The sequence below is a fragment of the Celeribacter indicus genome (assembly GCF_000819565.1).
Lineage (GTDB): Bacteria > Pseudomonadota > Alphaproteobacteria > Rhodobacterales > Rhodobacteraceae > Celeribacter > Celeribacter indicus.
The window spans coordinates 2,144,487-2,168,007 of the sequence record NZ_CP004393.1 but is presented as its reverse complement, the minus strand read 5'-3'; the positions used below and the strand labels follow the sequence as shown (position 1 = coordinate 2,168,007).

At 70.5% G+C, this 23,521-nt stretch carries 22 protein-coding genes and 1 pseudogene; 8 read left to right on the top strand and 15 right to left on the bottom strand.

Translation table 11 applies throughout. The features are described 5' to 3' along the window. Window positions 1–57 precede the first annotated feature (57 nt). Complete coding sequence (locus tag P73_RS10900; protein ID WP_052453191.1) at window positions 58–1,557, bottom strand: ABC transporter substrate-binding protein; 1,500 nt, start codon at window positions 1,555–1,557, stop codon at window positions 58–60. Between the two features lie 580 nt (window positions 1,558–2,137). Here P73_RS10900 and P73_RS10895 point away from each other — a divergent pair. Both P73_RS10895 and P73_RS10890 read left to right on the top strand, forming a co-directional pair. Beyond that, the gene (locus P73_RS10895) at window positions 2,138–2,902 is read left to right on the top strand and encodes an SDR family NAD(P)-dependent oxidoreductase (RefSeq protein WP_043869571.1); all 765 of its coding nucleotides are present in this window, start codon (window positions 2,138–2,140) and stop codon (window positions 2,900–2,902) included. A gap of 13 nt (window positions 2,903–2,915) precedes the next feature. Next, the gene (locus P73_RS10890; protein WP_043869570.1) at window positions 2,916–3,734 is read left to right on the top strand and encodes a sulfite exporter TauE/SafE family protein; all 819 of its coding nucleotides are present in this window, start codon (window positions 2,916–2,918) and stop codon (window positions 3,732–3,734) included. 26 nt (window positions 3,735–3,760) lie between these two features. Here the strand turns inward: P73_RS10890 and P73_RS10885 are convergent, their stop codons facing one another. The 3 genes from P73_RS10885 to P73_RS10875 all read right to left on the bottom strand — a co-directional run bounded on the left by P73_RS10885 (window position 3,761) and on the right by P73_RS10875 (window position 7,667). Then, window positions 3,761–4,525, bottom strand: a complete 765-nt coding sequence (locus tag P73_RS10885; RefSeq protein ID WP_043869569.1) for an aspartate dehydrogenase domain-containing protein — start codon at window positions 4,523–4,525, stop codon at window positions 3,761–3,763. An 89-nt stretch (window positions 4,526–4,614) separates the two neighbouring features. Beyond that, a complete protein-coding gene (locus P73_RS10880) occupies window positions 4,615–6,324 on the bottom strand; it encodes a flavin monoamine oxidase family protein (protein ID WP_052453190.1) in 1,710 nt (569 codons plus the stop codon). Then, window positions 6,321–7,667, bottom strand: coding sequence for an NAD(P)/FAD-dependent oxidoreductase (locus tag P73_RS10875; protein ID WP_043869568.1), 1,347 nt, complete (start codon window positions 7,665–7,667; stop codon window positions 6,321–6,323). Before P73_RS10875 ends, P73_RS10880 begins: the two co-directional genes overlap by 4 nt. Before the next feature lie 169 nt (window positions 7,668–7,836). On the opposite strand from P73_RS10875, the gene P73_RS10870 reads away from it, so the two are divergent. After that, window positions 7,837–8,754 carry a LysR substrate-binding domain-containing protein gene (locus P73_RS10870; RefSeq protein WP_052453189.1) on the top strand — a complete coding sequence of 306 codons (918 nt, stop codon included), beginning with the start codon at window positions 7,837–7,839 and terminating at the stop codon, window positions 8,752–8,754. Window positions 8,755–8,765: 11 nt separating this feature from the next. Here P73_RS10870 and P73_RS24380 read toward each other — a convergent pair whose 3' ends face one another. Genes P73_RS24380 through P73_RS10825 form a run of 9 tightly spaced genes read right to left on the bottom strand, consistent with a single transcriptional unit; the run spans window position 8,766 to window position 17,328 of the window. Continuing rightward, window positions 8,766–9,560: a phytanoyl-CoA dioxygenase family protein gene (locus tag P73_RS24380; protein WP_052453188.1), complete on the bottom strand. Its 795-nt coding sequence runs from the start codon at window positions 9,558–9,560 to the stop codon at window positions 8,766–8,768. 4 nt (window positions 9,561–9,564) lie between these two features. After that, entirely contained in the window at window positions 9,565–10,002 is a 438-nt protein-coding gene (locus tag P73_RS24375; RefSeq protein ID WP_052453187.1) for an ester cyclase, read from the bottom strand. Further along, window positions 9,999–11,393, bottom strand: coding sequence for an aromatic ring-hydroxylating oxygenase subunit alpha (locus P73_RS10855; RefSeq protein WP_052453186.1), 1,395 nt, complete (start codon window positions 11,391–11,393; stop codon window positions 9,999–10,001). The genes P73_RS24375 and P73_RS10855 overlap by 4 nt, the downstream gene beginning before the upstream one ends. Window positions 11,394–11,403: 10 nt before the next feature. Further along, a complete protein-coding gene (locus tag P73_RS10850; RefSeq protein ID WP_043869567.1) occupies window positions 11,404–11,970 on the bottom strand; it encodes an aromatic-ring-hydroxylating dioxygenase subunit beta in 567 nt (188 codons plus the stop codon). Next, on the bottom strand, window positions 11,967–13,565 hold the full coding sequence (locus P73_RS10845) for an ABC transporter permease (protein ID WP_052453185.1): 1,599 nt from the start codon (window positions 13,563–13,565) through the stop codon (window positions 11,967–11,969). The genes P73_RS10850 and P73_RS10845 overlap by 4 nt, the downstream gene beginning before the upstream one ends. Then, window positions 13,562–14,380, bottom strand: a complete 819-nt coding sequence (locus tag P73_RS10840) for an ABC transporter ATP-binding protein (RefSeq protein ID WP_082033202.1) — start codon at window positions 14,378–14,380, stop codon at window positions 13,562–13,564. Before P73_RS10840 ends, P73_RS10845 begins: the two co-directional genes overlap by 4 nt. Beyond that, a complete protein-coding gene (locus P73_RS10835; RefSeq protein WP_043869566.1) occupies window positions 14,370–15,362 on the bottom strand; it encodes an ABC transporter substrate-binding protein in 993 nt (330 codons plus the stop codon). The genes P73_RS10840 and P73_RS10835 overlap by 11 nt, the downstream gene beginning before the upstream one ends. Before the next feature lie 44 nt (window positions 15,363–15,406). Beyond that, the gene (locus tag P73_RS10830) at window positions 15,407–16,360 is read right to left on the bottom strand and encodes an ABC transporter substrate-binding protein (protein WP_043869565.1); all 954 of its coding nucleotides are present in this window, start codon (window positions 16,358–16,360) and stop codon (window positions 15,407–15,409) included. Next, window positions 16,360–17,328 (bottom strand): isopenicillin N synthase family dioxygenase, encoded by a 969-nt coding sequence (locus tag P73_RS10825; protein ID WP_043869564.1) that lies wholly within the window; start codon window positions 17,326–17,328, stop codon window positions 16,360–16,362. The genes P73_RS10830 and P73_RS10825 overlap by 1 nt, the downstream gene beginning before the upstream one ends. A 153-nt stretch (window positions 17,329–17,481) precedes the next feature. Here P73_RS10825 and P73_RS10820 point away from each other — a divergent pair, with 153 nt between their 5' ends. After that, entirely contained in the window at window positions 17,482–18,396 is a 915-nt protein-coding gene (locus P73_RS10820) for a LysR family transcriptional regulator (RefSeq protein ID WP_052453184.1), read from the top strand. 39 nt (window positions 18,397–18,435) lie between these two features. Here the strand turns inward: P73_RS10820 and P73_RS10815 are convergent, their stop codons facing one another. After that, window positions 18,436–19,182: a substrate-binding domain-containing protein gene (locus P73_RS10815; protein ID WP_420836136.1), complete on the bottom strand. Its 747-nt coding sequence runs from the start codon at window positions 19,180–19,182 to the stop codon at window positions 18,436–18,438. A 162-nt stretch (window positions 19,183–19,344) separates the two neighbouring features. Next, window positions 19,345–19,458 (bottom strand): annotated as a pseudogene (locus P73_RS26750) (LacI family DNA-binding transcriptional regulator); the annotation flags it as partial. A 155-nt stretch (window positions 19,459–19,613) separates the two neighbouring features. On the opposite strand from P73_RS26750, the gene P73_RS10810 reads away from it, so the two are divergent. Genes P73_RS10810 through P73_RS10795 form a run of 4 tightly spaced genes read left to right on the top strand, consistent with a single transcriptional unit; the run spans window position 19,614 to window position 23,335 of the window. Continuing rightward, a complete protein-coding gene (locus tag P73_RS10810; RefSeq protein WP_082033201.1) occupies window positions 19,614–20,753 on the top strand; it encodes an aryl-sulfate sulfotransferase in 1,140 nt (379 codons plus the stop codon). Further along, window positions 20,744–21,574, top strand: coding sequence for an ABC transporter permease (locus P73_RS10805; RefSeq protein ID WP_043869562.1), 831 nt, complete (start codon window positions 20,744–20,746; stop codon window positions 21,572–21,574). The genes P73_RS10810 and P73_RS10805 overlap by 10 nt, the downstream gene beginning before the upstream one ends. A gap of 4 nt (window positions 21,575–21,578) precedes the next feature. Further along, a complete protein-coding gene (locus P73_RS10800) occupies window positions 21,579–22,370 on the top strand; it encodes an ABC transporter ATP-binding protein (RefSeq protein WP_043869561.1) in 792 nt (263 codons plus the stop codon). Between the two features lie 17 nt (window positions 22,371–22,387). After that, entirely contained in the window at window positions 22,388–23,335 is a 948-nt protein-coding gene (locus P73_RS10795; RefSeq protein ID WP_043869560.1) for an ABC transporter substrate-binding protein, read from the top strand. The last annotated feature ends 186 nt before the right edge of the window (window positions 23,336–23,521 follow it).

Here is a 23,521-nt window from a genome sequence, read left to right as displayed (position 1 = left end):
TGCGGGAGGCAGAGCGGCCCCGGCCGCTTTGCCTGCGGGTTCGCGGGCCGGCCGGGATCACTCCGCGACCGACATCTCCTTGACCAGGAGCTTCGCGTCGATGCGCGGCGTCCACTCCAGCCGGTCGCTCAGGCCGTAGATGTCCTCCTGGTTGAGCAGCGGCGCGAGATAGTCGAGCTCGAAGGCTTTCGAGGTGATCTCGGCATAGAGCGCCTTGCGCGCCTCGACGTCGGTCTCCGACCGCGCCGCCCGGATCTTCGTGGCCATGTCCTCGTCCTCGTTGGACGCATAGCTCGCGCCGTATTCGAGCGCCGCGGTGAGCGGGCGGTCGGCGTCGAGCAGTTCGTCGGAATTGGTGACGAAGATCGCGTCCGGCCGGTTCTCCTTGTCGAAGAGCTGGTCGAGATAGGTGCCGAATTCCTCGATGCGGATATCGACGTTCAGGCCGATTTCGGACCAGTAGGCGCCGACCGCCTCGATCAGCTCGCGGTCCTTGAGCCAGCGGCCGGATTCCCCCACGAGCGTGATGGTCTTGCCGGCCGCGCCCGCCTCCTCGATCAGGGCCTTCGCCCCCTCGGGATCGTAGTCGTAGTCCGGCAGGCTCTCGTTGAAGCCGAAACTCCGCGGATTGACGAGCTGGCCCTTCGCGGGCAGGGCATTGCCGACGAACAGGCTTTCGGCCAGCGCCTTGCGGTCGATGGCGAGGTTCATCGCCTTGCGCACCCGCGGGTCCTGCGTGACCGGGTTCGCGGTCGACAGGACGAGGGTCGAGGTCTCGAGCCCCGGCGCCGTGATCGCGTCGGGCACCGCCGCGGCGAATTCCGGATAGAGGTTGCGGATCAGGTCGAGCTCGCCCGCCATCAGCCCCGAAAGCCGCGTCCCCGCCTCGCTCACGAAGCGATAGGTGACATCGTCGATCGCCGGCGCCTCGCCCCAGTAGTCCTCGTTGCGCACGAGCGTGATGCCCTCGCCCCGCGCCCAGTCGGAGAACATGTAGGGCCCCGTGCCCACGGGACTGGTCCCGAAGCCGGGATCGGAGGAATAGGTGGCGGGCACGATCTTCATCCAGTACATCCGGGCGGGCAGCACCGGATCGGGCTGGGTCGTGCGGACGCGGACCGTCAGCTCGTCCACCGCCTCCGCCCCCTCGATCGTGCCGAGATAGGCCATCTGTTCAGAGTTGTATTCGGGGTCGATGATGCGCTCCACCGAGGCCACGACGGCCGCGGCGTCCAAAGGTTCGCCATTGGTGAAGGTCACATCCGGGCGGAGCCGGAATTCCCATGTCAGATTGTCCACCTGCGTCGGCATCTCCGCCGCGAGCCCCGGCTCCAGCGCGCCCTCCGGCGTCCGCGCGAGCAGCGTCTCGAAGATATTGTCGGTGACCGCACGTTCGGCGCCGTCGTCGCGTTGCTGCGGATCGAGGGTGGTCGGCTCGGACCCGATGGCGATGGTGATCCCGGCGGCCTGGAGCGGCACGGCCGGCACCGTCAAGAGGGCCGCGACGAGCGCACGCGACAGCGTGGCCCGTAATACAGTGCGATTGAGTGCGTTCATGTGTTTTCCCGTTGGCTGAGGAGGTCCGTCCCGATTTGGCTCGGGGTCTTTTCTCGAGTGCCGACATTCCCTTCCCGAAGCGTAGGAACGGCCGCGAAACCCTGTCAACGACTTCCCCCGGAGATTCGCCCCTTAAGCGCGCGCAGGCACGCATGCGCCACCGAACGCCCATATATTGCGCGCGAAACGCTCAATAATTACGCGGCCTGCGAGAATTTGGTATTCCAAAATCCTGATCCCGCCTCCCACCTGGGGCGAGTCACGCAACCGGGCGGACCGCGCGTCCGCCGGAGAAGACAGCCCGAGGAAACCAGAATAAACGCAGATATATTGCGTTTGAACCCTGCGCAGCGAGTGATCCTCCGGCTGGATTCCCACCCCGGTGCGAATTGCGAAAAGGCGCCTTGCATCTTATTTTAGTATACCATATACCGAACTGGAGTTGAGACATTCCCACCTCTAACTCACGCGCGCCGCGCCGTCCGGAGGCGCCGACCCGCCACGGGAGAGCCGGCCACGCCCGGTGCCCCCGACAGCGGTCCGGCTCCCGGCGGCGCGGCGCGCAACCGGATCGGAACGCATGACAAAGACCCATACACGCAGCCTCCTCATCACCGGCGCGGCAAGCGGCATCGGCGCCGCGATCGCGCGACGGTGCGCCGGACCGGGCACGGCGCTCCTGCTGCACACCGGCACGAATGCCGGCGCGCTCGACACGGTGGCCGCCGACTGCCGCGCCGCCGGCTCCGACACGATCACCGCGCTCGGCGATCTCGCGGAGCCCTCCACCGCCGCCGGGCTGGTGGAGCAGGCCAGAAAGAGCTTCGGACGGATCGACCAGATCGTGAGCAACGCCGGCAAGGCCGCAAAGGCCCCGTTCGGCGCCTTCACCCAGGACGATCTGATGCGCGACCTCGCGAGCATGCCCGGCGCCTTCGCCGCGCTGGTCACCGCGGCGCTGCCGGATCTCGAGACCTCGCCTCAGGGACGCGTGGTCGCGATCAGCTCCTTCGTCGCGCATGTGCACGGCAAGGCGGGCACGCTGTTTCCGACCACCTCCGCGGCCAAGGCGGCGCTCGAGGCGCTAGTCGCTGCCCTCGCGCTCCAGCTCGCCCCCCATGGCACGACGGTGAACGCCGTCATGCCCGGTTTCACGCGCAAGCAGGGCGGTGGGCACCTCGCGGTGAGCTCCGACACGCTGTCCGCCGCCATCGCGGCGACCCCGACCGGACGGCTCACCGAACCCGGCGACGTCGCCGCCGCCGTCGCCTTCCTGCTGTCGCCGGAGGCCGCCCAGATCACCGGCACGACGCTGCGCGTCGACGGCGGCCTGACGCTCGGCTGACCCGGATGACGGCATGACGCTTTATCTCGAACTCGGCGCGCTGCTCGTCGTCACCGGCTTTGTCGCGGGCCTCATCGCCGGGCTGCTCGGCCTTGGCGGCGGCATCGTGCTGGTGCCCGCCTACTACTTCCTCTTCTCCGCCCTGGGCTACGACAGCGCGCATCTGATGCAGATCTGCGTGGCGACCTCCCTCGCGACCATCGTGGTGACCTCCCTGCGCTCGGTACAATCCCATCGCCGGCGCGGGACGGTCGATATGGAGATCCTGCGCCGCTGGGCACCCGGCATCGTCGCCGGCGCGGTCATCGGCGCCCTCGTCGCTGCCCGCCTGTCCTCCACCGTCCTGCTCGCGATCTTCGGCCTGCTCGGCATGGTCGTCTCCGCCCAGATGGCCTTCGGCGGCCCGAAGGAGGTGCCGGAGGCCCACCGCCTGCCAGGCGAACCGCTCCGCTCCGTGCTGAGCGCGGCCATCGGCTTCCTCTCCGTTCTGATGGGGATTGGCGGCGGCTCCTTCGGCGTGCCGGTGCTGACGCTCTCCGGCCTGTCGATGCACCGCGCGGTCGGCACGGCGGCCGGCTTCGGCCTGCTGATCGCGATCCCCTCCACCGTCAGCTTCGCGCTGCACGGCTGGGGGCTCACGCCGAAACCGCCGCTCTCGCTCGGGCTCGTCAACGTCCCGGCCTTCGCCGCCACCATCGCCATGACCCTGATCTCCGCCCCGCTCGGCGTCACCCTCGCCCACAGGCTGCCGGCCCGGCAGCTCCGGCGGATCTTTGCGGTCTTCCTGTTCCTCACCGCCGCGCGCATGCTGATGAAGGCCTTCGGCGGCTGAGCGCGCCGAGTGTCAGGCGGCAGGCGTCAGGCGATGGTGACGCCCGCGCCGCCGAGGATCCGGCGGACCGAGCCGACCGCGGAGCGCGGCGTATAGGCCCCGCTCACGCCGCCCAGCGCGTGCGAGGCCACGCGGATGTCCCACGCGAGCCCCTGCCCCTCGACATGGATGTGATGCTCCATCGTCGCCTTGCCCGGCTCGGCCACGACGCGGCTCTCGGTCCGGTCGAACCCGATGCCCGCCAGCGCCACCGCGGCATGGACGTTGACATTGCGCGGGAACCGGCGACAGGCCTCGCGCGCGCTCCCCTCGAACAGCGGCCCCTCCGCATCCTCCGCCAGCCCGAGGCTCGGGCCGCTCTTGACGGTGGTGACCGCCACCCGCCCGATCGCGTCGCGCCCGTCGCACAGCCCGTCGAGCGCCATCACCGCCCCGTGCGGCACGAAGAAGCGGGTGCCGTGCGCGGCGCAGGCCGCGCGCACCGCCGTTTCGGTTTCCGGCAGGGAGAGGGCGGTCGCACTGAAGGCGCAAAGATCGCTCTTCGCCAGGATCGCCGCTGCGTGGTCACGGATCAGCTCCGGCACCGCCGCCTCGATCACCAGATCGACCTCCTGCGACAGGGCCGCACCAGGATCGGTCAGGATCCGCCCCTCAGGCACCGCCTCCGGCCGCCGGCGCCCGGCGAGCATGTAGACGACCTCGACCCCCTCCGTGGCCGCGAGCGCATCATGGATCGCGCAGCCGATCTTCCCGGCACCGAGGATGCCGATCCGGCGTGGAGGGAGGGTCATGGCAGAGGCCTTTCGCGGGAATTGAAACTCCCTGGAGTTTCCTGTAAATATTGATTTTTGTCAATAAATTACAGACCGACTCTAATGTTTTACATTCGCCCTGATTCAGGGCATTCCTGCCCGGTCTCCGGGCAATGGCCGCCCTGGTCCGTCAGCGCGACCGGCCCCGCCTCGGGATAGCGGTCTCCCGGTCCCGGATTGGCCGGATGCGCCGCGCCGCCGAGATGGGCGACGACGCCCCAGACCGCGTTCAGCGCGGTCTGCACCGCCCCCTCAACCCAGGCCGGGGTCCAGCTCACGCTGTCGCCGGCGAGGAAGAGGCCGCGCTGCGCCTCGGGCAGGTCCGCCTGCATGAAATGGCCGTAAACGCGGTGGTTATAACGGTAATGGCCGGGCAAGGCGCCCTTGAACGCGCCGAGGAAATTCTCGTCCGCCTCCCAGCTCACGCATTTCGGCGCGCCCCGGATATGCGCGGCGATGTCGACATCGGGATAGATGCGCCGCAGCGCCTTCAGCGCCAGGTCCACCCGTTTTTCATCCGCAAGCGGCAGGATCTTGAGCGCGTCGGTCATCCAGGCATAGGACAGGCAGATGACGGCGGGTCGATCCGCACCATTGTCGAAGAGATAGGTGCCGCGGGTGATGCGGTCGGTCAGCGTCATCGACATCAGCGGACGCCCAGTCTGCGGATGGGGATCGGTCCAGAAGGGCCGGTCGACCATGACGAAGGTCTTCGCCGCCTGCATGTAGCGCGTGCGGTCGAGCGCCATCCAGAGCGGCTGGGACAGGAGGTCTTCGTCCACATCCATCGCGGTGGTGAGGAGATGGCTCTGGCAGGTGACGAGCACCGCCTCGAAACGGTCCTCATTGCCCCAGCGGTCCGTGACGCGGAGCGGTCCCGCCCCGCCCGGCCGGGAAATTTCGCAGACGCGGGAACGGGTTGCGCCGCCGTTCAGGCTGGCGAGCGAGGTTCCCGCCGGCCAGTGGGCGCAGTCCGGCGCGGCCTGCCAGAGGCGCCGCAGGACCGCCTCCGCGCCGCCGATCACGAGGCGCTGGTCCTCGTCGAACCCGAGCAGGTTGACGCGCAGGATCTCCAGCATGGAGTTCGGGAAATCGGAATCCCACCCGCCGGTGCCGAAGCCGACCTGGCCGAAAAGCTCGCGGTGCCGGAAGCTCAGCGTGCGGAAGGCGTCGGAGGTGGTGACGAAGTCGTAGAAGGTGCGTTCGTCCCAGGCGGCGACGAGCGGCGACCACAGCGCCCGGACGCGGGCCGCGTCCTTGTCGCGGATGGCCTGCCGCAGGTCGCGGAAGGCGGCGCCCTCGTCGAGGGCGCGGGCATAGGCTGCGGCGATGTCGCGATACACCTTCGGCAACTCGCTGATATCCCTGGCGAAAACCGTCTCTCCCTCGAGGTCGATCACGGTCGAGCCGGCGGCGGGGGTGAGCGGATTCGGGAAGGGTGCGGTCTTCAGCCCGGTGAGGTCGAGATAGTGGTTGAAACAGGCGGCGGAGGCCGGGAAGCGCATCGCGCCCAGTTCCGCGACCACGTTCGCGGTGCCGTCGAACGGCTCGGAGCGCAGCCGCCCGCCGAACCGGGATGCCTCGTACACCACGGGTTTCAGACCGATTTTCATCAGCTCATAGGCGGCGACCACGCCCGCCGCGCCCGCTCCGATCACCGCGACGGGCGTGCCCAGCATGTCGCGGGGCACGGCACCGAGACCCGCGGGATGGGCGAGCCAGTCGTCATGGGCGAAGGGAAAATCGGGGCCGAAGGCGGTCAGGGGACGGGCGGTCATGGGCGGTCTTTCCGGGGGCCGGGGAGCTGTCGGATTTGCGTCGGACATGCGTCGGACTTCTGTCGGGCAGAGAAGCGGCGGAACCGCCGCGGCGAGAAGGGCGCCGGATCGCGGGCGGGAGGCCGACCCGCGAGCAGGTCCGCGACGATCTCCGCCGTCGCCGGCGCGGAGGCGAGGCCGACATGGCCGTGCCCGAAGGCATGGATCACGGCGGCGCAGCCGGAGGCCCGGCCGATCACCGGCTTTCCGTCCGGCAGCGAGGGGCGGCATCCCATCCAGCGCCGCAGGTCGTGAGACCTGCCAGAAAGGACGGGATAGGTGCGTTCCAGATGGGACAGAAGCACCTCCGCCCGCGCCCAGTTCGGCGGCGCCTCGGGGGCGGCGATCTCCACCTGCCCCGCGGCCCGCAGCGCGCCCCGGATCGAGACATTGGCCATCTTGCCGTCCTGCGGCATGATCGGGACGGCGAGGCTCACGGGCGCATCCGCGATCTCGACGTGATAGCCGCGCTCCGCCGCGAGCGGGACGCGGTCGCCCGCCTGGGCGGCCAGCGGAGCGGAGGCGATCCCCGCCGCGATCACGGCCGCGTCGCAGGCAAGGAAGCCGCCGGCACAGGACAGGCCGCGAAGCTGCCCGCCGGAGATCCCGATCGCCTCCACCCGGTCGCACCGGACCTCCGCCCCCGCCGCGCCGAGGAACCGGGCGAGTGCGGCAAGATAGCCGCCGGGATCGGCGCACCAGGCGCCCCCGGTGACGAGGATCGCAAAACGGCAGGCGGGCGAGAGGTCCGGCGCCAGCGCCCGCAGCTCGGCCCCCTCGCAGGCGCGCCAGGCCACACCGCACTCCGCGCGAAGACGCCAGCCGGCGCGCTCCGCCTCGAAGGCGGCGCGATCGCGGAAGGCATAGAGCAGGCCCGTGGCGCGGATCAGATCCGCCGCCCCCGCCCGCGCGGACAGCGCCGCATGCCGCGCCGGTGCGTCGTGGAGCAGCAGGCGCAGCGCCTGCGCGATCCGGGCGACGCGGTCGGGGCGCGATCCTGCGCGCAGGAAGGCGAGGAGCCAGGGGGCCAGCCGCGGCAGGTCGCGCAGCCGGATCGACACCGGCCCCGCCGGGTCGAGCAGCATCGCCGGCACCCGGCGCCAGAGCCCCGGCGCGGAGAGCGGCAGGACCGAGGCGGGACTGATGAAGGCGCCGTTGCCATAGCTCGCGCACCGGTCCGAGCCGGGCGGATCCGGGGCCAGGACCGTGACGCGATGCCCCTCCGCGACCAGCCGTTCGGCCACCGCGAGGCCGACGATGCCGGCGCCGATGACCGCGACATGCCGGGGATGCGATATGCTCATGGGCCGGGCTCCTCCTGACCGCACCGCCCGCCCCGTCGGACCGGCGGGCGGGAGAGTTCGTGAAAGATTGCGGGCGTTTCGCCGCATTCGGCGCACCCGCTGCCTCAGGATGGCAGAGCCGCCGGCGAAGGGAAGGGTTGAAATCCGCGGTCCGGCATGACTTTTATTCATGGCACTGTCCCCGGATCCCGCCATGCGCCGCTTCATCCCCTCGCTCTCCGCCCTCGAATGTTTCGACGCCGCGGCGCGTCACCGCAGCTTCACCCGCGCGGCGGAGGATCTCGGCCTCACCCAGAGCGGGGTCAGCCGCCAGATCGCGGCGCTCGAGGCCTTTCTCGGCCTGCCGCTGTTCCGGCGGATCGGATCGCGGCTCGTGCTCACCGAGGCGGGCGAGGGCTACCTGCGGGAGACGCACCGCCTGCTGGGGGAGCTCGAGACCTCGGCGATCGACACGGTGCGCGGGCGGAGCCTCAGGGATGCGCTGGTGATCGAGGCGCCGGTCTCCTTCGCCGCGCACTGGCTGGTCCCGCGGCTCGCGCGGTTCACGGCCGCCCGTCCCGACCTGCTGGTCGAGATCGTCGGCGCCGCGGGCGGCGCGGAGCGGGTGCCGGAGCGCGTCGACCTGGCGATCCGCCGCGGCCGCGGCGCCTGGGCGGAGGCCCGCGCCGATCCGCTCTGCCCGGAGGTGCTGACCGTCATCGCCCCGCCGGGGATGCCGGCGGAGGATCTGTCGCCCGGACCGCTCGATTTCGGGCGCGTGCCGACGCTCCAGAACGCCGCCCGTCCCGATCTCTGGATGACCTGGCTGCGCGGGTCGGGGGTGAAGCATTCCGGCGCGATCCGGGGTCCGCGTTTCGACACGAGCGCCCTGCTGATCGCCGCGGTCGGCGCCGGTCTGGGGCTTGCGGTCGTCCCGCGGCTCTACGTCGCCGACGCGGTGAAGCAAGGGCTGGTGCGGGAGCCCTTCGCGCACCGGCCGGCCACGCCGGAGAGTTTCTGGGCGCTGCGCCCCGAGAGCAGGTTGCCGCATCCCGAGACGTCCCGCTTCCTCGCCTGGCTCGCGGAGGAGCTGGCCCCGGAACGGTGAGGGCGGCAGGCTCAGCCCGCCGCCGGACATAGTTTCGGAAAGGCGGGACCGGCGATGGAGGCCCCTGCCCGCGTCGCGACCGGATGGTGGTCCCAGAACTGCGCCACCGGCCAGGGCCGGGGCGTCACCGTCGTGTCGGGATGGGCGTAGCGGATCGAGATCCGGCGGAAGGTGCCGTGACAGGGGCCGCCGGCGGCGTGCAGGGTGCGGCTGTCCATCAGCACGGCATCGCCGCGCGCGGCTGGCGGGGTGATCACCCGCCAGCCCTGCGGATCGCCGCCGATGTCCGGGACCGGTTCGAGCGCCTGCCCGCTGTCGCCCAGCGTCGCCGCGCCGGCGGAGAATTCCACGGGTCCGTACATCCTGCGGCCGTGGCTGCCGGCCGCGACGCGCAGCCCCACCGGGCCGGGCGGATCGTCGAGCGGGATCCAGATCGTCAGGAACCAGGGGTCCAGCGGGTGATAGGGGTGGTCCTGGTGCCAGGGCGAGGGCGTGGACGCGCCGGCCTCCGACCAGAACCACTGGTCCTCCATCAGGATGACCTCGGGCGTGCCGAAGGCTTCGGCCGCGAGCGCCGGCAGCGCGCCCGTGTGGGTCAGGGCGCGGATCGCGGGCGTGTCGGTCCAGCGGAAGAGTTCGGACTGCACCAGCGGCGCGCCTTCGGGCGAGAGCGTGCGGAAGGTCTCCCCCGGCGCCGCGCGGCAGGCCGCGATCGCCGCGGTGAGCGCGTCGCAGGCCGCCGCGTCGAGCACGCCGGGCACGAGCGCATAGCCGTCTTCGGCGAGCCGGGTCTTCAGCGCGGCCATGGCGTCACCCGATCTTCAGCGCGCCGAGCTGGTCGTAGACGGCGAGCCCGTCCCACATCGACCAGCATTCGACGATCTTGCCGTCCGCGAGCCGCAGCAGGTCCATGCCGGCCATGGTGATCTGCTTTCCCGTCGCGGCGATCCCGCCATAGGGGCCGACGTGCCGGCCCGTGGTGGACCAGTGCAGCACGACGCTGTCGCCTTCGGCCACGAGGTGATGGATGGTGGTGCGCTGGTCGGTGAAGGCGGTGAAATAGCGTTCGACATCCTCGCGCACGACATCGACCGCGGTGCCGTCGAAATCGGTCATGTGGACCTCGGCTTCGGGCGACCAGTAGAGGTCGATGACGGCGGTGTCGCCCTCGCCCCAGAGGCTCCGGTGATAGGTGCGGACGATCCGCTTGTTCCGCTCCTCGGGGGTGATCGTCTGTGCGGCGGTCATGAGTTCTGTTCCCTTTTCATCTGGCGTTGGCGGATGGTCTGCATGAAGCGGCTCTCCTCGATCCGGGCGCGGCGCACGGTGGTCGGGACGGGTTTCGACATGAGCCGCTTCCATTCCGCGAGATAGGCGCGCATCGGCGCCTCGGAGGCCACGGTGCCGGTCACGAGCCCGTCCTCGCCGGTCACGTCGCCGGCGCCCGTGCCGCGGGAGATGTCGATCCATTCCTCCTCGTCGACGCGCAGCCCCTCCTGCACGCGCTCGAACATCTCGAAATCGTCGGGCGTGCCGAAGGAGAGGAAATCCTCGTCGACGCGCAGGCGCATGAGATCGACCTCCTCGGGGGCCTCGGGCGCCATGGTGAGGTAGAAGGCGACCCTGGTGCGGTCCGGGGCGACGGGTTCGGGCACCATGATCTGATTGCCGACGAAGATGAGGTTGGGAAAGATCGACAGGTTGATCATGTCGCCGGTCATCAGGTCGAACATCTCCCGCCGCGTCTCGCCCCGCTCCCGCAGGCTCGCCTCGATCTCCGCGCGGGTCGGGAGCGGCCGCATCGTCGACCAGGGACCGTCGGGGATGCCGGGGCGCTGGTCGACGACGCAATGGCCATGGCCGAGCGTGCGCGAGACCATCGGGGTCACGGCGGGGTTGCGCGCGAGGACGGTTTTCGTGTCGGCGGATTTGCCGAGCGTATTGTAGGAGGCATGGGCGAAGGTCGCATGGATCCCGTCGGCGGCATTGTCCCAGGACATCTTCCAGTTGGCGGCGAACTCCTGCACGATCCTGCGGCGCTGGACCTTCAGCCTGCCGCCAGGATAGCGCGCGACATGCAGGTCGAGCCAGGGACCGGCCGCGCCGAGCCAGTCGTCCACCGGCATCGGATCCGCCGCCAGCGTGCCGAAGATGAACCCGGCGCGGATCCCGATGGCGACCTGGCCGAGGTCGAAGGGCCGTTCGTGGAGCCTGTCGTAGCTGTCGGAGACCGGCAGGTTCGCGATCCGCCCGTCGAGGTCGAAGGCCCAGCCGTGATAGGGGCAGACGAAGCGTTTGGCGCAGCCCGCCTCCGAGGGCACGAGCGTGGTGCCGCGGTGGGTGCAGCGGTTCAGCAGGCCCTTGACCTCGCCGTGTTCGGTCCGCACGATCAGGATCTGCCGCTTGCCCATCTGGCGCCGGACATAGTCGCCGGCCTCCGGGATCTCGCTCTCATGGGCGAGGAAGACCCAGGAGCCGCCGAAGACGCGCTGCATTTCCAGGTCGAAAAGCTCCGGGTCGGTGTAGACGGTCCGGTGCAGCAGGTCGTCCTGCACGAGATAGGCGAGGCGGTCGGTCAGATCCGGGCCGCGGGCGATGACGGCGTCGGGGCGTGTCGGGTCGGATGTGCGTGCGGTCATGGGAAACCTTTCAGATGATCCAGCCGAGATGGGGCGTCGACAGGACGAGCTCCGGCAGGATGAGCGTCTTGGAGGTGATGAGCCCCCGCCCCGCGGCGGGGTCGTGGGAGAGGGAGAGCACTTCGCGCCCGGAGAGCCTGAGCGGGGCGCCGCGGCGCACATGCAGGATCTCGATCGGTGCGGTGGCGAGGAGTTCCGCGCCGGTGTCCCAGGCCTCAACCGTGCCGAGATGGCGGATGATCAGCGGATCGGGGGCGGTGACGGCCCAGGCCTGGCGGTCGGAGAAATGCGCGATGCGCTCCGCGATCCGGCGGCGGTCGTCGAAGAGGAGCGCCTGGTCCCGCGCCGGGTGGTCCTCGGGATGGACCGGCACCCAGAGGACCATGTCCTCCGACAGCATCTCCTGCCAGGCGTCGAAGGCGCGCGCGTCGAGCAACCGGGCCTCCGCCGCGAGCCAGCTCGCCGCCTGCGCGCAGAGCGCGGGATCGGCGGCCGGGGCGACGCGCAGATGCGCGAGGCGGCGGGCCATGGCGTCATAGCGGGCATGGACGCGCCCGAGCGGGGCCGCGGCGGTCATGTGCGCACCTGTTCGGGGGCGTAGACCGCGAGGACGCGGCGTTCGAGCGCGCCGACGCCCGCATAGGCGGCGGCCGAGAGCAGGGTGACGGCGGCGATGGAGGCATAGAGCATGTTGTAGTCCGATGTGGAGGTCGTGAGCGCCATGAGGTTGCCGATCCCGGTGCCGGTGGCGAGCCATTCGGCGACGGTGACGGCGAGGACGGCGGCGGGGACGGCCATGCGGGCCGAGGCGAAGAAGGCCGGCAGCATGGCCGGGACGCGGGCGAGCAGCAGCGTGCGCAGCGGCGGCGTGGCATAGCTGCGGAACACGTCCATCACCTGCCCCGGCGCCTGGCGCAGCCCCTGGAGGCAGGCGATGAGGGTCGGGAAGAAGATCATCACCGCGACGATGGTGATCGTGCCCGCGGCCCCGCGTCCGAGCCCGAGGACGATGAGCGGCGCGGTGGCCACGATCGGAACGGAGCGCAGGGCGATGGCGACCGGCAGGGCGACGCGGGCCAGCGCGGGCAGCAGGACGAAGAGCGCGGCGAGGACGGCGCCGAGGCCGAGCCCGGCGAGATAGCCGGGGAGGACGAAGGCCAGCGTCTCGCCCAGCGCGTGCAGCAGCACCGCGCGATGCTCTGCCGCCGCGTCGGAGGTGACGAGGAAGGCCCAGACATCGGCCGGGCGCCGCGCGAAGAAGCGGTTGAGGCCGAAGGCCTCCATGCTGCCCCACCAGAGCGCCAGCACGACGAGCACGGTCAGAAGCGGCAGGCCCGCGCGCCCGAGCCGGCGGTGGGCCGCTGGGTCCGGGCCGTCCTGCGGCACGGCGGAGAGGATCACCGGGGGCCGGTCGGACCACAGCAGGCGGCCGAGCGCGCCGACCGCGAGATAGGCGGCGATGGAGACGGCCGAGGCGACCGTGGCCAGCGCCCATGTCGCCTCGACATCGAGGCTGCGCATCGCCTGGATCGCGAGCACGCCCATGCCGCGTTCCGCCCCGGTGAACTCCCCGACCATGGCGCCGAGGAAGGCGGCGGGGGCGGCGATCCGGAGCCCGGTGACGAGGTAGGGCACGGAGGCCATCGCCCGGATCGTGACGAGTTCGGAGCCGCGGCCGCGCCCGTAGCTCGCCACGAGATCGAGCCAGGCCGCGGGTGTGGCGCGCAGCCCGACGAGGACCGGCACGAAGGTGGTGTAGTAGACGGCGAGCGCCGCGAGGGTCACCTGCGGCCCGATGCCGGGCCCGTAGAGCACCCGCAGGATCGGCCCGGTGGCGACCAGCGGCAGGCAGAAGGTGACGAGGGCGAGCGACTGGACGAGCCGTTCGAGCCGCGGTACCAGCAGCGCGAGGGCGGCGAGCGCGATCCCGGCGAGATTGCCCCAGAGATAGCCCAGCATCGCCTCGCGCAGCGTCACGGAGAGGGCGCGGGACATGAGGCCCGCGTGGTCGCGCAGGTAGGCCAGCACCTCGACCGGCCCGGCGAGCAGGTAGCTTCCGGCAAGGGCGCGGGCGAGGAGTTCCCATCCCAGCAGCACCGCGAGGAGCGACAGGACGGCCGAGGTCGCCCGCGGCGCGGCGATCAGCAGCGGATGGCGGAGCGCGCCGGTCATTCCGCCGCCAGCCTGTCCGACGGGGAATGTCCCGCGCCGCCGTTTCCGAAGAGCACGCCCGCGACCCTGCGCTCGAGCGCGCGGAAGGCGTCGCTGTCGGTCATGTCCGCCCGGCGGGGGCGCGGCAGCGGCACAGGGATGTCGGCGACGACGGCGGCCGGGCGGGCGGAGAGCACGAGGATGCGGTCGGAGAGCAGCACCGCCTCGCTGATCGAATGGGTGACGAGCACGGTGGTGGCGCCGGGTTTTTCCCACAGCCGCGGCAGTTCGAGGTTCAGGCGGCGGCGGGTCAGCTCGTCGACCGCACCGAAGGGTTCGTCGAGCAGCAGGAGCCGCGGCAGGGTGACGAGGCAGCGGGCGATGGCAGCCCTCTGGCGCATGCCGCCCGACAGCGCCGCCGGGCGCCTGTCCTCGAAACCGGCGAGCCCGACGCGCCGGATCAGGTCGTCCACCGCGGCGGGATCGGCGGGTTGCCGGGCCAGCCGGCGCGCCAGGGCGACATTGCTGCGCAGGCTGCGCCAGGGCAGGAGCGAGGGATCCTGGAAGGCGATGGACAGCGCGCCGCGCCGGCTGACCGTGCGCGGCGTCTCCCCCGCGATCAGCACGGAGCCTTCGGTGGGCGCCTCGAGCCCGGCGACGATCCGCAGCAGCGTCGATTTCCCGCAGCCCGAGGGGCCCACCAGCGCGGTGGTCGAGCCGGGGGCGAAGCGCAGGTCGGTCGGCGCCACGGCCTCGACCCTGCGGGGACCGGTGCCGAAGACCTTGGTGAGGCCGCGGCAGACGACCTCCGGCGGGCGGGCCGGTTCAGAGGCCATCGGCGTGCACCTCCTCGAGCAGCGAGCGGTCCCACATCTCCGGGCTCACCTTTCGGCCGAGCAGGCCGAGCGTCTCGATATTGGCCGCGACCGTCTCCTCGGTGAACCAGCCGAAGCCCTGCTCCTCGGTGAGGTCGGAATACATGAGCTCCACCTGGGCGGCGGCCTGCACCCTCTGCGTCTCGGGATCGAGGCCGAGATCGGGGAACATCGCGACGGTGAGCGCCGCCGCCGCCTCCGTGTCGGCGCGGTAGTCCTGCCAGCCGCGGATCTCGCCGCGCAGCAGCGAGACGAGGGTGGCGCGGTCGTTGGCGAGGCTGTCCTCGGTGACGATATAGGTCTGGGAATGCACGGCATAGCCGTGATCGGCGAGGAGCATCACGGTGTTGTCCACCCCCGCCACGGTCATGGCGACGGGCAGGTCGGTCTTCCAGCAGAGCAGGCAATCGACCTGTCCGTTCACCAGCGGCGCGGCATCGTATTGCGTCGGCACCACCTCGATCCCGTCGGGATCGACGCCGTTGATCTCGCAGAGCGCCCGCAGCACCGGCATGTTGGCGGTGGCCATGCCGATGGACCGGCCGACGAGATCGGCGGGTTCACTCACCGGGTTGTCCGTCAGGGAGGCGATGGCGAAGGGGTTCTTCTGCATCGCGACCGCGACGATGCGGAAGGGCGCGCCCTGTTCCACCGCGGCGGCGGTGTAATCGGCCGCGGAGATGCCCATGAGCGCGGTGCCGGAGACGACCGGCGGCTCCACCGGCGCGTTCGGGCCGCCGGGCTGGAGCGACACGTCGAGCCCCTCCTCCGTCCAGTAGCCCCTGTCGAGCGCGATATAGCTGCCGCCGAACTGCACCGAGGGCAGCCAGGAGAGCTGGAAGTTCACCGGCGTCTGCGCGCGGAGCGGGCCCGCGAGGGCGAGGCCGCCGAGCGCGGCGGTGCCCTGGAGGAAGCGGCGTCTGGGGAGGAGGAGCTGCGTCATGGGGAGGTCTCCGGGTGACATCTGGGCTGGGGTGGGGATCGGGATCAGGGCGCGGGCAGGAAGCTGAGATCGTAAGCCCGCGCGGGGTCGAGCGTCTCGGGATAGACCCCCGCCGCCTTCATCGTGTCGGCGAAGGCGGACCAGCGGCCGGCGTCCATGCTGCCGATCGGCACGTCCTCCTCTCCGGTCACCATGTCGCGGTCGATCAGTTGCGACATCTTGAAATCGAAGAGGCCCGCGGAATGGTCGGGATTGGCCGCCATCACCGCGCGTTTCGCCGGCTCGTAGTCGCCCGCGATGCACTGTTGCCAGCCTTCGGCCGAGGCGGCGAGGAAGGCTTCGACCGCGTCGCGGTGCGCCTCGAGCCAGTCGGACATGCCGAAGACGGTGGCGGCGTAGTCGCGATAGCCGTAATCCGCGAGCAGGATGGAGACCGGGGGCGCGTCCATCTCCTGCCCGAGGAGGAAGGCGTCCTCGGTGACATAGCCCTGCTGCACGGCGCGCGCGTCGGCGAGGAAGGGCGCGGAGGAATAGGCATAGGGGCGCAGCTGGTCGTCGGAGAAGCCGTATTCGGCCTTGAGGAACTGCCAGAATTCCATGCGCGAGAAATTGGCGACCATGATGTCGCGATCCTTCAGGTCCTCGAGCGTCTCGACCCCCTGCCCCGGATGGGCAACGAGGGTCTGGGGCGATTTCTGGAGGAAGGCGGCGACCGTCACCCCCTCGATCCCCTCGAGCGCCATGTTCATCGTGGTGAAGGAGGAGCCCATGCCGAGATCGGCGGCCCCGCCCGCGACGAGCATCGGGACATTGGTTTCCGGCCCGCCGGCGAGCAGCGTGACGTCGAGCCCGGCCGCCTCGTAGAGACCGTTCGCCTCCGCCTGGAAGAAGCCGCAATGCTCCGCCTGGGGCAGCCAGTTGAGATGGTAGCTCAGTGGCACGAGATCCTGGGCCGCCGCCGGAGAGCCGAGCAGGAGGACGGGAAGGAGCCGGCGCATCAGTCCGCCTCCGACAGTTCGTGCGAGGCACGGATCTTCGACAGCACGTAATCGCCGCAGGCGACCGGCTGGTAGAGCGGCGGGTTCTCCGCCGACTGGCAGGACGGCAGGCAGGAGATCTGCGTGCGCTCGTTCGGTCCGGTGAAGGCCACCATCGACAGGCGCCGGGTCGAGCCGGTGAGATCGCGCGGCGGGTTGGAGACGCGGTGGAGCGTCGAACGCCAGCGGTTGTTCGTCCAGCGCGCGAGCAGGTCGCCCACGTTGATGACGAAGCTGTCAGGGACCACGGGGGCCTCGCGCCAGACGCCGGTGTCGTCGCGGATCTCGAGCCCGCCCGGCGCCGCGTCCTGGCGCAGGATCGTGAGCGCGCCGTAGTCGTGGTGTTCGCCATAGCGCAACTGCCCCGGTTTCGGCGCCTCGGGCTGGTCGGGATAGTTCACGAAGCGCAGGGTCAGCGACGGGTCGGCATAATCGGCGTCGAAATATTCCTCCGGCAGATCGAGCGCGAGCGCGGAGAGCCGCGCCAGGTGGCGGCTCAGGGTGTTGATCTCTCCGGTCCACGCGCGCACCAGCCCGGCGAGCGCCGGCGGATCGTCCGGCCAGTAGTTCGTGGCATCGTTTTCCGGCCGGTGCGGCGCGGCATAGACGAGCGCCTCGCACAGGTCCGGCGGCGTCTCGCCGCTCAGGGTCTTCGCCACGCTTTCGATGCCGATCGGCAGGTAGCCCCGCCCCTTGGCCTTTTCCGGCGGGGTGAAGACGGTCTTGCGCTCCATCGGCTGATCGAAGAAGGCGGTCATCGTGTCGTAGAGCCGGCGCGCCAGATCCTCCGGCACGCCATGGCCGGTGACGATCGCGAAGCCGGTCGTCTCGAAGGCGGCTCCGAAGGCGCGCGCGACCTGCGCCCTGGCTTGGGGATCGCCGTCCAGGAAGGGGGCGATGTCGACGATCGGCAGATCGAACTCACTCATGTCGGGGCTCCGCTGTTGCTCAAATCCTGGTCTCCCCGAGCGTAGAAAGGGGAAAACGGCGGCAGCGAGCGTCTTTTTCCTACCGTGGCGTGCGCAAAAAGCGCACGCTGACGGGGGTCATGGCCGAAAAGCCAGGAAAAACAGGTGGGAAGGATGCTTCATTCCAGCCTCCTCAGGCAGCTCGACGAAATCGCCCGCAGCGGGTCGATCAGAAGTGCGGCGGAAACGCTCAATGTTTCGGCGTCTTCTATAAACCGGCGCCTGCTGCAACTGGAGGAGGAACTCGGCCTCCAGCTCTTTCACCGGCACCGGCGGGGGATGACCCTGACCGCGGCCGGGGAGATCGTGATCGCCCATATCCGCGAAACGCTCCGCGACCACGAGCGGCTGCATCTGCGCCTGAGGGAATTGCGCGGGACCGAGGGGACGCAGGTGCGGATTTCCGCGATGCACGGGCTCGCGGCGGGAATCCTGCCGCGGCTGATCCGCGAATTCCGCGCCGCGCACCCGGAGATCCATGTGACCGTCCGGGCGCAGACCACCGCCGGCGTCGATGCCGATCTCGCCATGGGCGCGGCGGACCTGGGCCTGTCCTATGCCTATCCGCAGGGGCACGGGATCGAGGCGACCGCCGTCTTTCCCACGCGGCTCGGCGTCATCGTCGCGGCGGCGCACCCGCTGGCGGCGCGCTCCGACCTGCGCCTGATGGAGCTTGCGGACCACCCGCTCGCGATCGCCGACGAGACGATGACGATCAACCATCTCGTCAGCGACGCCTTCGCGAGGGCCGGGCTGCGGATCCGCCCGACCTACAAGTCGAATTCCATCGAGCTCCTGAAATCCATGGTGCGGGCGGGGGAGGCGATCTCCTTCCTCAGCCGGATTGACGTGGACGAGGACCTGCGCACCGGACAGCTCGCCTATATCCCCATCCTCGGGCGCGAGCTGAAGAGCCACGAGCTGCGCCTCGGCCGCAGGATCGACAGCACCCTGGCGCCGGCGGTGACGCTGTTCGAGGAATCCCTGCGCCAGCACATCTCGAGGATCGAGACGCCCTGGGTCGACTGAGCCGGACGCGGCCCCCTGTCCGCCCCGGCCTGTCCGCCCTCAGCGGGTCGAGGCGCGTTCGATGAGCGCGGGGGACTCCGCGGTGAGAACCTGCGGAACGTCGAGGCCGTCGATCAGGTCGAGCAGCGCCAGCGTCGCCGCGCTCGCCACCGCGTCGAAGTGGAGTTCGACCGCCGTCAGCGGCGGGGTGGCGGCCTGGGCGCGCAGACCGTTGTAGCGGGTGGCGACCCGCACGTCCTCGGGCACGCGCAGCCCCGCCCGGCGCAGCGCCGCGAGGGCGCCGGTCGCCAGCGCGTCGACCGGCACGAGCAGCCCGTCGACCCGGTGCCCCTGTGCGAGGAGCGCGGAGAGCCCGGCCTCCGCCGCCGCCTCGCCGCGGCTCTCGTCGATGCGCAGGATCCGGGGGGTCATGCCGGTGCGCGCGGCGTGGTCGAGATAGCGCGCCTCGAAGACCTCGTAATACCGCCGCGCGCTCGACCCGATCACGAGCGGGACGTGGCGCGCGCCCCGCGCGTGGAGGTGGCCGATCAGCAGGTCCGCCGTGTCCGCATAGCGCAGGTCGACATGGGCCGAGGCGGCGTCATGGGCGCCTCCGATCGCCACGGTCGGGATGGCGCGCGCGGCGAGGATCGGCAGGAAGGGATCGTCGCGCGCCGGTTCCACCAGCAGGGCGCCGTCGAGCGGCACCGCCCCCAGCGCCGCCTCCGGGTCGGGGATCGGCGGGACCAGCACCAGCGCGACGTTGCGGGTGAGCGCGGTCAGGGAGGCGGAGGCCGCGATCTCCATCATGAAGCCGAGCCTCGAGGGGCCGGCGGAAACCGCCGTCGACATGGAGGAGAAGAGCGCGATGGTGTTCGCCCGCCCGGTCCGCATGCCACGGGCGGCCATGTTCGGCCGGTATCCGAGTTCGCGGATCGCCGCGTCGATGCGCGCGCGCGTCTCGGCATCGACCCGGCGCTTGCCGTTGATGGCGTTGGAGACCGTGCCGGGCGACACCCCGGCGAGGCGGGCCACGTCGATGACGGTCGCGCGCCGTTTCGGGGGGAGTCCATGCTCTTTCATCCGCATCCTGTCCATTTTCTGTGCAGACCGGCCCTGCGAAAGCGGAAACGGCGATCATGCAGGAAATATTCGGCCCCGCGTCAATTAAAACGTTTTAATGAACGCGCCGCAAGTGCATAAGAGCTTTAAAACGTTTTAATGAACCGGAGACGACGATGACGACGCAGACTCTTTCCAAGGACATGGCCCCCGCCGTCGACCAGGTCACCCTGCGCCGCCGGCGCACCGGCCTGACCGCCGCCGATCCGCGCCGCACGGCGGGGGGCTATACGCTCTATGCCGGGCAGACCGCCGGGGGGCGGGTGGACCTCGTGGATATCGGCGGCGCGACGGCGCATCGCTGGCAGATGCCCGTGCGCGCGGGCCGGGACGCGGTGATCCTGCCGAACGGCAATCTCGGCTACAACGGCAGCCACGCCACCTCCGCCGCGCTCTACCCGGCCTGGGATCTCTGGCACGGCGGGGATTTCTACGAGGCGACGCCCGAGGGGGACATCGTCTGGCGCCACGAGGACATCTATCACCACCACGACGCGCAATGGCTTGCGAACGGCAACCTGCTCTATACCGTCGCGGCCCCCCTGCCCGCCGACAAGGCGGCGCGCGTCACCGGCGGCGACCCGCGCAAGGACGGGGCCGACGGGATCGTGCAGTCCGATATCGTGCGGGAGGTGAACCGGGCCGGGGAAACGGTCTGGGAATGGCGGATCTGGGACCATCTCGATCCCGCGGATTTTCCCGTGCACGCGATTTTCGACCGGCGCCACTGGCCGATGATCAACGGGCTTTCGGTCACCAGGGGCGGGCTCGTGCTGATGAGCCTGCGCACCACTTCGGGCGTGATCGCGGTCGAGCGGTCGACCGGCAAGGTGGTCTGGCATGTCGGCCCCGACACCGTCGCCCAGCAGCACACGCCGGTGGAGATGGAGGGCGGCACGGTGCTGTGTTTCGACAACGGCAACCTGCGGCAGGGCTCCACCTCCCCCTTCTCCCGCGCGCTGGAATTCGATCCGGCGACCGGGGCGGTCGTCTGGTCCTATGCCGATCCGATGCCGGGCTCCTTCTTCTCGCCCTACATGGGCGGCTGCCAGCGGCTGTGGAACGGCAACACCTTCATCTGCGAAAGCGCCTTCGGACGGCTCTTCGAGGTGACGCCGGAGGGGGAGACCGTCTGGGAATACGTGATCCCGGATTTCGCGGAATATCCCACCCCGCTCAACGAGTTCATCATCGGCGCGCACAACTCCTGCTTCCGTGCCCACCGCTATCGTGCGGAGCAACTGCCATGGCTTTGAGCGACCCGGCCCCCGGCGACCGCAAGGGATCGCGCCTGCCGCCCTCCGGCGTCGCGGTCCGCGCGCTGGAGGCGACGGCGAGCCTCGGCCGGCCGCTCGTGTCCTTCGCCTTCGTGCTCGCCCTCTGGGCGCTCGCGGGTGCCTTCCGCATTGTGCCCGAGGCGATCTTTCCCGCGCCCTGGTCGGTCTGGGCGGCGGCGGTGGAGATGTGGCGCAACGGCACCTTGCCGAAGGACCTGTCGGTCTCGCTGAGCCGGGCCGCCATCGGTTTCGTCATCGGCGCGAGCCTCGGCATCGCGCTCGGGCTGCTGACCGGGCGCGTGGCGCTGATCCGCACGCTGCTCGGGCCGTTCCTCTCGCTCCTGCGGCCGATCCCGGCGATCGCGCTCGTGCCGGTGGCGATCGTCTGGTTCGGCATCGGCGAGGGGTCCAAGTATTTCGTGATCTCCTACACCGTCTTCCTCACCGTCTGGTTCAACACCCATCACGGCATGGAATACGTGCCCGAGGTCTACCTGCGCGCCTCGCGCTCGCTCGGGGCGTCGCGGCGCCGCGAATTCCTGACGGTGATCGTGCCGGCCGCGGCCCCCTATATCTTTGCCGGGCTGCGGCTGGGCGTCGCCCTCGCCTTCCTGAGCCTCGTCGCGGCGGAGCTGTCGGGGGCCTCCTCCGGGATCGGCTACAGGCTCCAGGAGGCGCGCCAGTATATCCGCACGGACCGGATGTTCGCCCTGCTCGTCCTGCTCGGCGCGCTCGGCGCAATCGTGGATCTCGCGGTGCACCGGATCGGCCGCAGGATCGTTCACTGGGAACAGGGATAGGGACATGAGCACCGCAGTTCCGCAAGGCGACGTCCGCATCGACAACGTGTCGATCCGCTTCAAGGGCCGGAAAGGCCCGGTCACAGCACTCGACCCCACCACGCTCCGGCTGCGCCCCGGCACGTTCACGGCCCTCATCGGCCCGTCGGGCTGCGGCAAGTCCACGCTGATGAACGCGATCGGCGGGTTCGTCGCCCCCGCCACCGGCGCGATCACCATCGACGGGGCCGAGGTCACCGGCCCCTCCGACAAGGTCGGGGTGATCTTCCAGCAATACGCGCTCTTCCCGTGGTTCACCGCGCTCGGCAACGTCCGCTTCGCCCTGCGCCGGTTCGGCCTGCCGAAGCGCGAGGAGACCGAGCGCGCCCGCGCGGCGCTCGCGGAGGTCGGGCTGGAGAGCCATGCCGACAAATACCCGCAGCAATTGTCGGGCGGGATGAAGCAGCGCGTGGCCATCGCCCGCACCTTCGCCTGCGAGCCGAGCGTGCTGCTGATGGACGAGCCCTTTGGCGCGCTCGACGCGCAGACCCGGCTGGGGATGCACGAGCTTCTCCTGCGGGTCTGGCAGAAACACCGCGCGACGGTGCTTTTCGTGACCCATGACGTCGACGAGGCGCTGCTGCTGGCCGATGACGTCCGGGTGATGAGCCAGGCGCCGGGGCGGCTCATCCGCCACTATCCGCTGCATCACCCGCGCCCGCGCGCCTTCAGCCGCTCGGGCGCCGACCTCCTCGAGATCCGCGAGGACATCCTCGCGCTTCTGCGTCCCAATCCCGCACATGCCACAACCCCCTGAAACCGACAGGAGAGACCATGACATATTTCCGCACCCTCGCACTGGGCACGGCCCTTGCCCTCGGCCCGATCGCCGCACAGGCCGACACGCTCGTCTTCGGCTGGAGCCCGAACCCGCAGACGCCGCAGGTCGACGTCGCACTTGAGAAGGACTATTTCACCGAGGCCGGGGTCGAGGTCGAAATCGTCCCCTTCGACAGCGGGCGCGCCGCCTTCGAGGCGCTGCTCGGCGGGCAGGTCGACGTCGCCTTCATGGCCGAATTCCCGGCCGCGACCGGCGCGCTGACGGGACAGGAGTTCGCCATCGTCGGCGATCTCGCGCGCTTCACCGGCTCGCGGCTCATCGGCAATTCCGACGCCGGCCCGCTCGACAGTCCGGCGGATCTGGCCGGCCGCAGGATCGGCACGACCATCGGCACCAACGTGCATTTCTTCCTCGACACGCTGCTCTCGGAGGCCGGGGTTGAGGCGGAGATCGTCTCCGCCGCGCCGCCGGATCTGGTGCCTGCGGTCACCCGCGGGGATGTGGAGGCGATCGTGCCCTTCCCCACCTTCTACAGCGCCGCGCAGGAGACGCTCGGGGAGAAATACACCGAACTGCGCCCGGAGAGCTACCAGGTCCATTACATCCTCGCCGCGACGCCGGAGATGGTCGGAGACCGCGCCGCGACGCTCGACGCCTTCATGGGCGCGCTCGCAAAGGCCGATGCGGATGTCGCCGCCGACCCCGAGGCCGCGATGGCGGCCGTCTCCGCCTCGATGAACGGCGCGATGAGCCCCGAGGCGCTGGCGGCGATGTGGCAGGATGTGGAGATCGGGCTGACGCTCGACGACGGGCTCACCGACCTGATCCTTGCCGAGGCCGAATGGATCCTCGCGCAGGGCGTGGTGCGCGCCGAGCCGCTGAGCCGCGCCGCGGTGGAGGCGATCATGGCGCCGCAGTCGCTGGAGAAGGCGACCCGATAACTTGGTGGCGCGCCCGGTCCCGCGGCCGGGCGCCCCCCGCATGGGCATGGGCAGGGCTGGCGGCGCGACCGCCTGCCCGCCGCCGGATCTCCCTCCCACGTTCGGATCTGATGGCTCCACCGCGCTGCGCCGGCCTCGCCGCGCAGGGCGGCGGGGCGTCTTTCTCCGGGCCGGGCGGACCCGGAA

Coding starts and splice junctions, on each gene's coding strand:
- P73_RS10900 (WP_052453191.1), bottom strand. CDS start 1,557: ATGAACGCACTCAATCGCACTGTATTACGGGCCACGCTGTCGCGTGCG.
- P73_RS10895 (WP_043869571.1), top strand. CDS start 2,138: ATGACAAAGACCCATACACGCAGCCTCCTCATCACCGGCGCGGCAAGC.
- P73_RS10890 (WP_043869570.1), top strand. CDS start 2,916: ATGACGCTTTATCTCGAACTCGGCGCGCTGCTCGTCGTCACCGGCTTT.
- P73_RS10885 (WP_043869569.1), bottom strand. CDS start 4,525: ATGACCCTCCCTCCACGCCGGATCGGCATCCTCGGTGCCGGGAAGATC.
- P73_RS10880 (WP_052453190.1), bottom strand. CDS start 6,324: ATGACCGCCCGTCCCCTGACCGCCTTCGGCCCCGATTTTCCCTTCGCC.
- P73_RS10875 (WP_043869568.1), bottom strand. CDS start 7,667: ATGAGCATATCGCATCCCCGGCATGTCGCGGTCATCGGCGCCGGCATC.
- P73_RS10870 (WP_052453189.1), top strand. CDS start 7,837: ATGGCACTGTCCCCGGATCCCGCCATGCGCCGCTTCATCCCCTCGCTC.
- P73_RS24380 (WP_052453188.1), bottom strand. CDS start 9,560: ATGGCCGCGCTGAAGACCCGGCTCGCCGAAGACGGCTATGCGCTCGTG.
- P73_RS24375 (WP_052453187.1), bottom strand. CDS start 10,002: ATGACCGCCGCACAGACGATCACCCCCGAGGAGCGGAACAAGCGGATC.
- P73_RS10855 (WP_052453186.1), bottom strand. CDS start 11,393: ATGACCGCACGCACATCCGACCCGACACGCCCCGACGCCGTCATCGCC.
- P73_RS10850 (WP_043869567.1), bottom strand. CDS start 11,970: ATGACCGCCGCGGCCCCGCTCGGGCGCGTCCATGCCCGCTATGACGCC.
- P73_RS10845 (WP_052453185.1), bottom strand. CDS start 13,565: ATGACCGGCGCGCTCCGCCATCCGCTGCTGATCGCCGCGCCGCGGGCG.
- P73_RS10840 (WP_082033202.1), bottom strand. CDS start 14,380: ATGGCCTCTGAACCGGCCCGCCCGCCGGAGGTCGTCTGCCGCGGCCTC.
- P73_RS10835 (WP_043869566.1), bottom strand. CDS start 15,362: ATGACGCAGCTCCTCCTCCCCAGACGCCGCTTCCTCCAGGGCACCGCC.
- P73_RS10830 (WP_043869565.1), bottom strand. CDS start 16,360: ATGCGCCGGCTCCTTCCCGTCCTCCTGCTCGGCTCTCCGGCGGCGGCC.
- P73_RS10825 (WP_043869564.1), bottom strand. CDS start 17,328: ATGAGTGAGTTCGATCTGCCGATCGTCGACATCGCCCCCTTCCTGGAC.
- P73_RS10820 (WP_052453184.1), top strand. CDS start 17,482: ATGCTTCATTCCAGCCTCCTCAGGCAGCTCGACGAAATCGCCCGCAGC.
- P73_RS10815 (WP_420836136.1), bottom strand. CDS start 19,182: ATGGAGATCGCGGCCTCCGCCTCCCTGACCGCGCTCACCCGCAACGTC.
- P73_RS10810 (WP_082033201.1), top strand. CDS start 19,614: ATGACGACGCAGACTCTTTCCAAGGACATGGCCCCCGCCGTCGACCAG.
- P73_RS10805 (WP_043869562.1), top strand. CDS start 20,744: ATGGCTTTGAGCGACCCGGCCCCCGGCGACCGCAAGGGATCGCGCCTG.
- P73_RS10800 (WP_043869561.1), top strand. CDS start 21,579: ATGAGCACCGCAGTTCCGCAAGGCGACGTCCGCATCGACAACGTGTCG.
- P73_RS10795 (WP_043869560.1), top strand. CDS start 22,388: ATGACATATTTCCGCACCCTCGCACTGGGCACGGCCCTTGCCCTCGGC.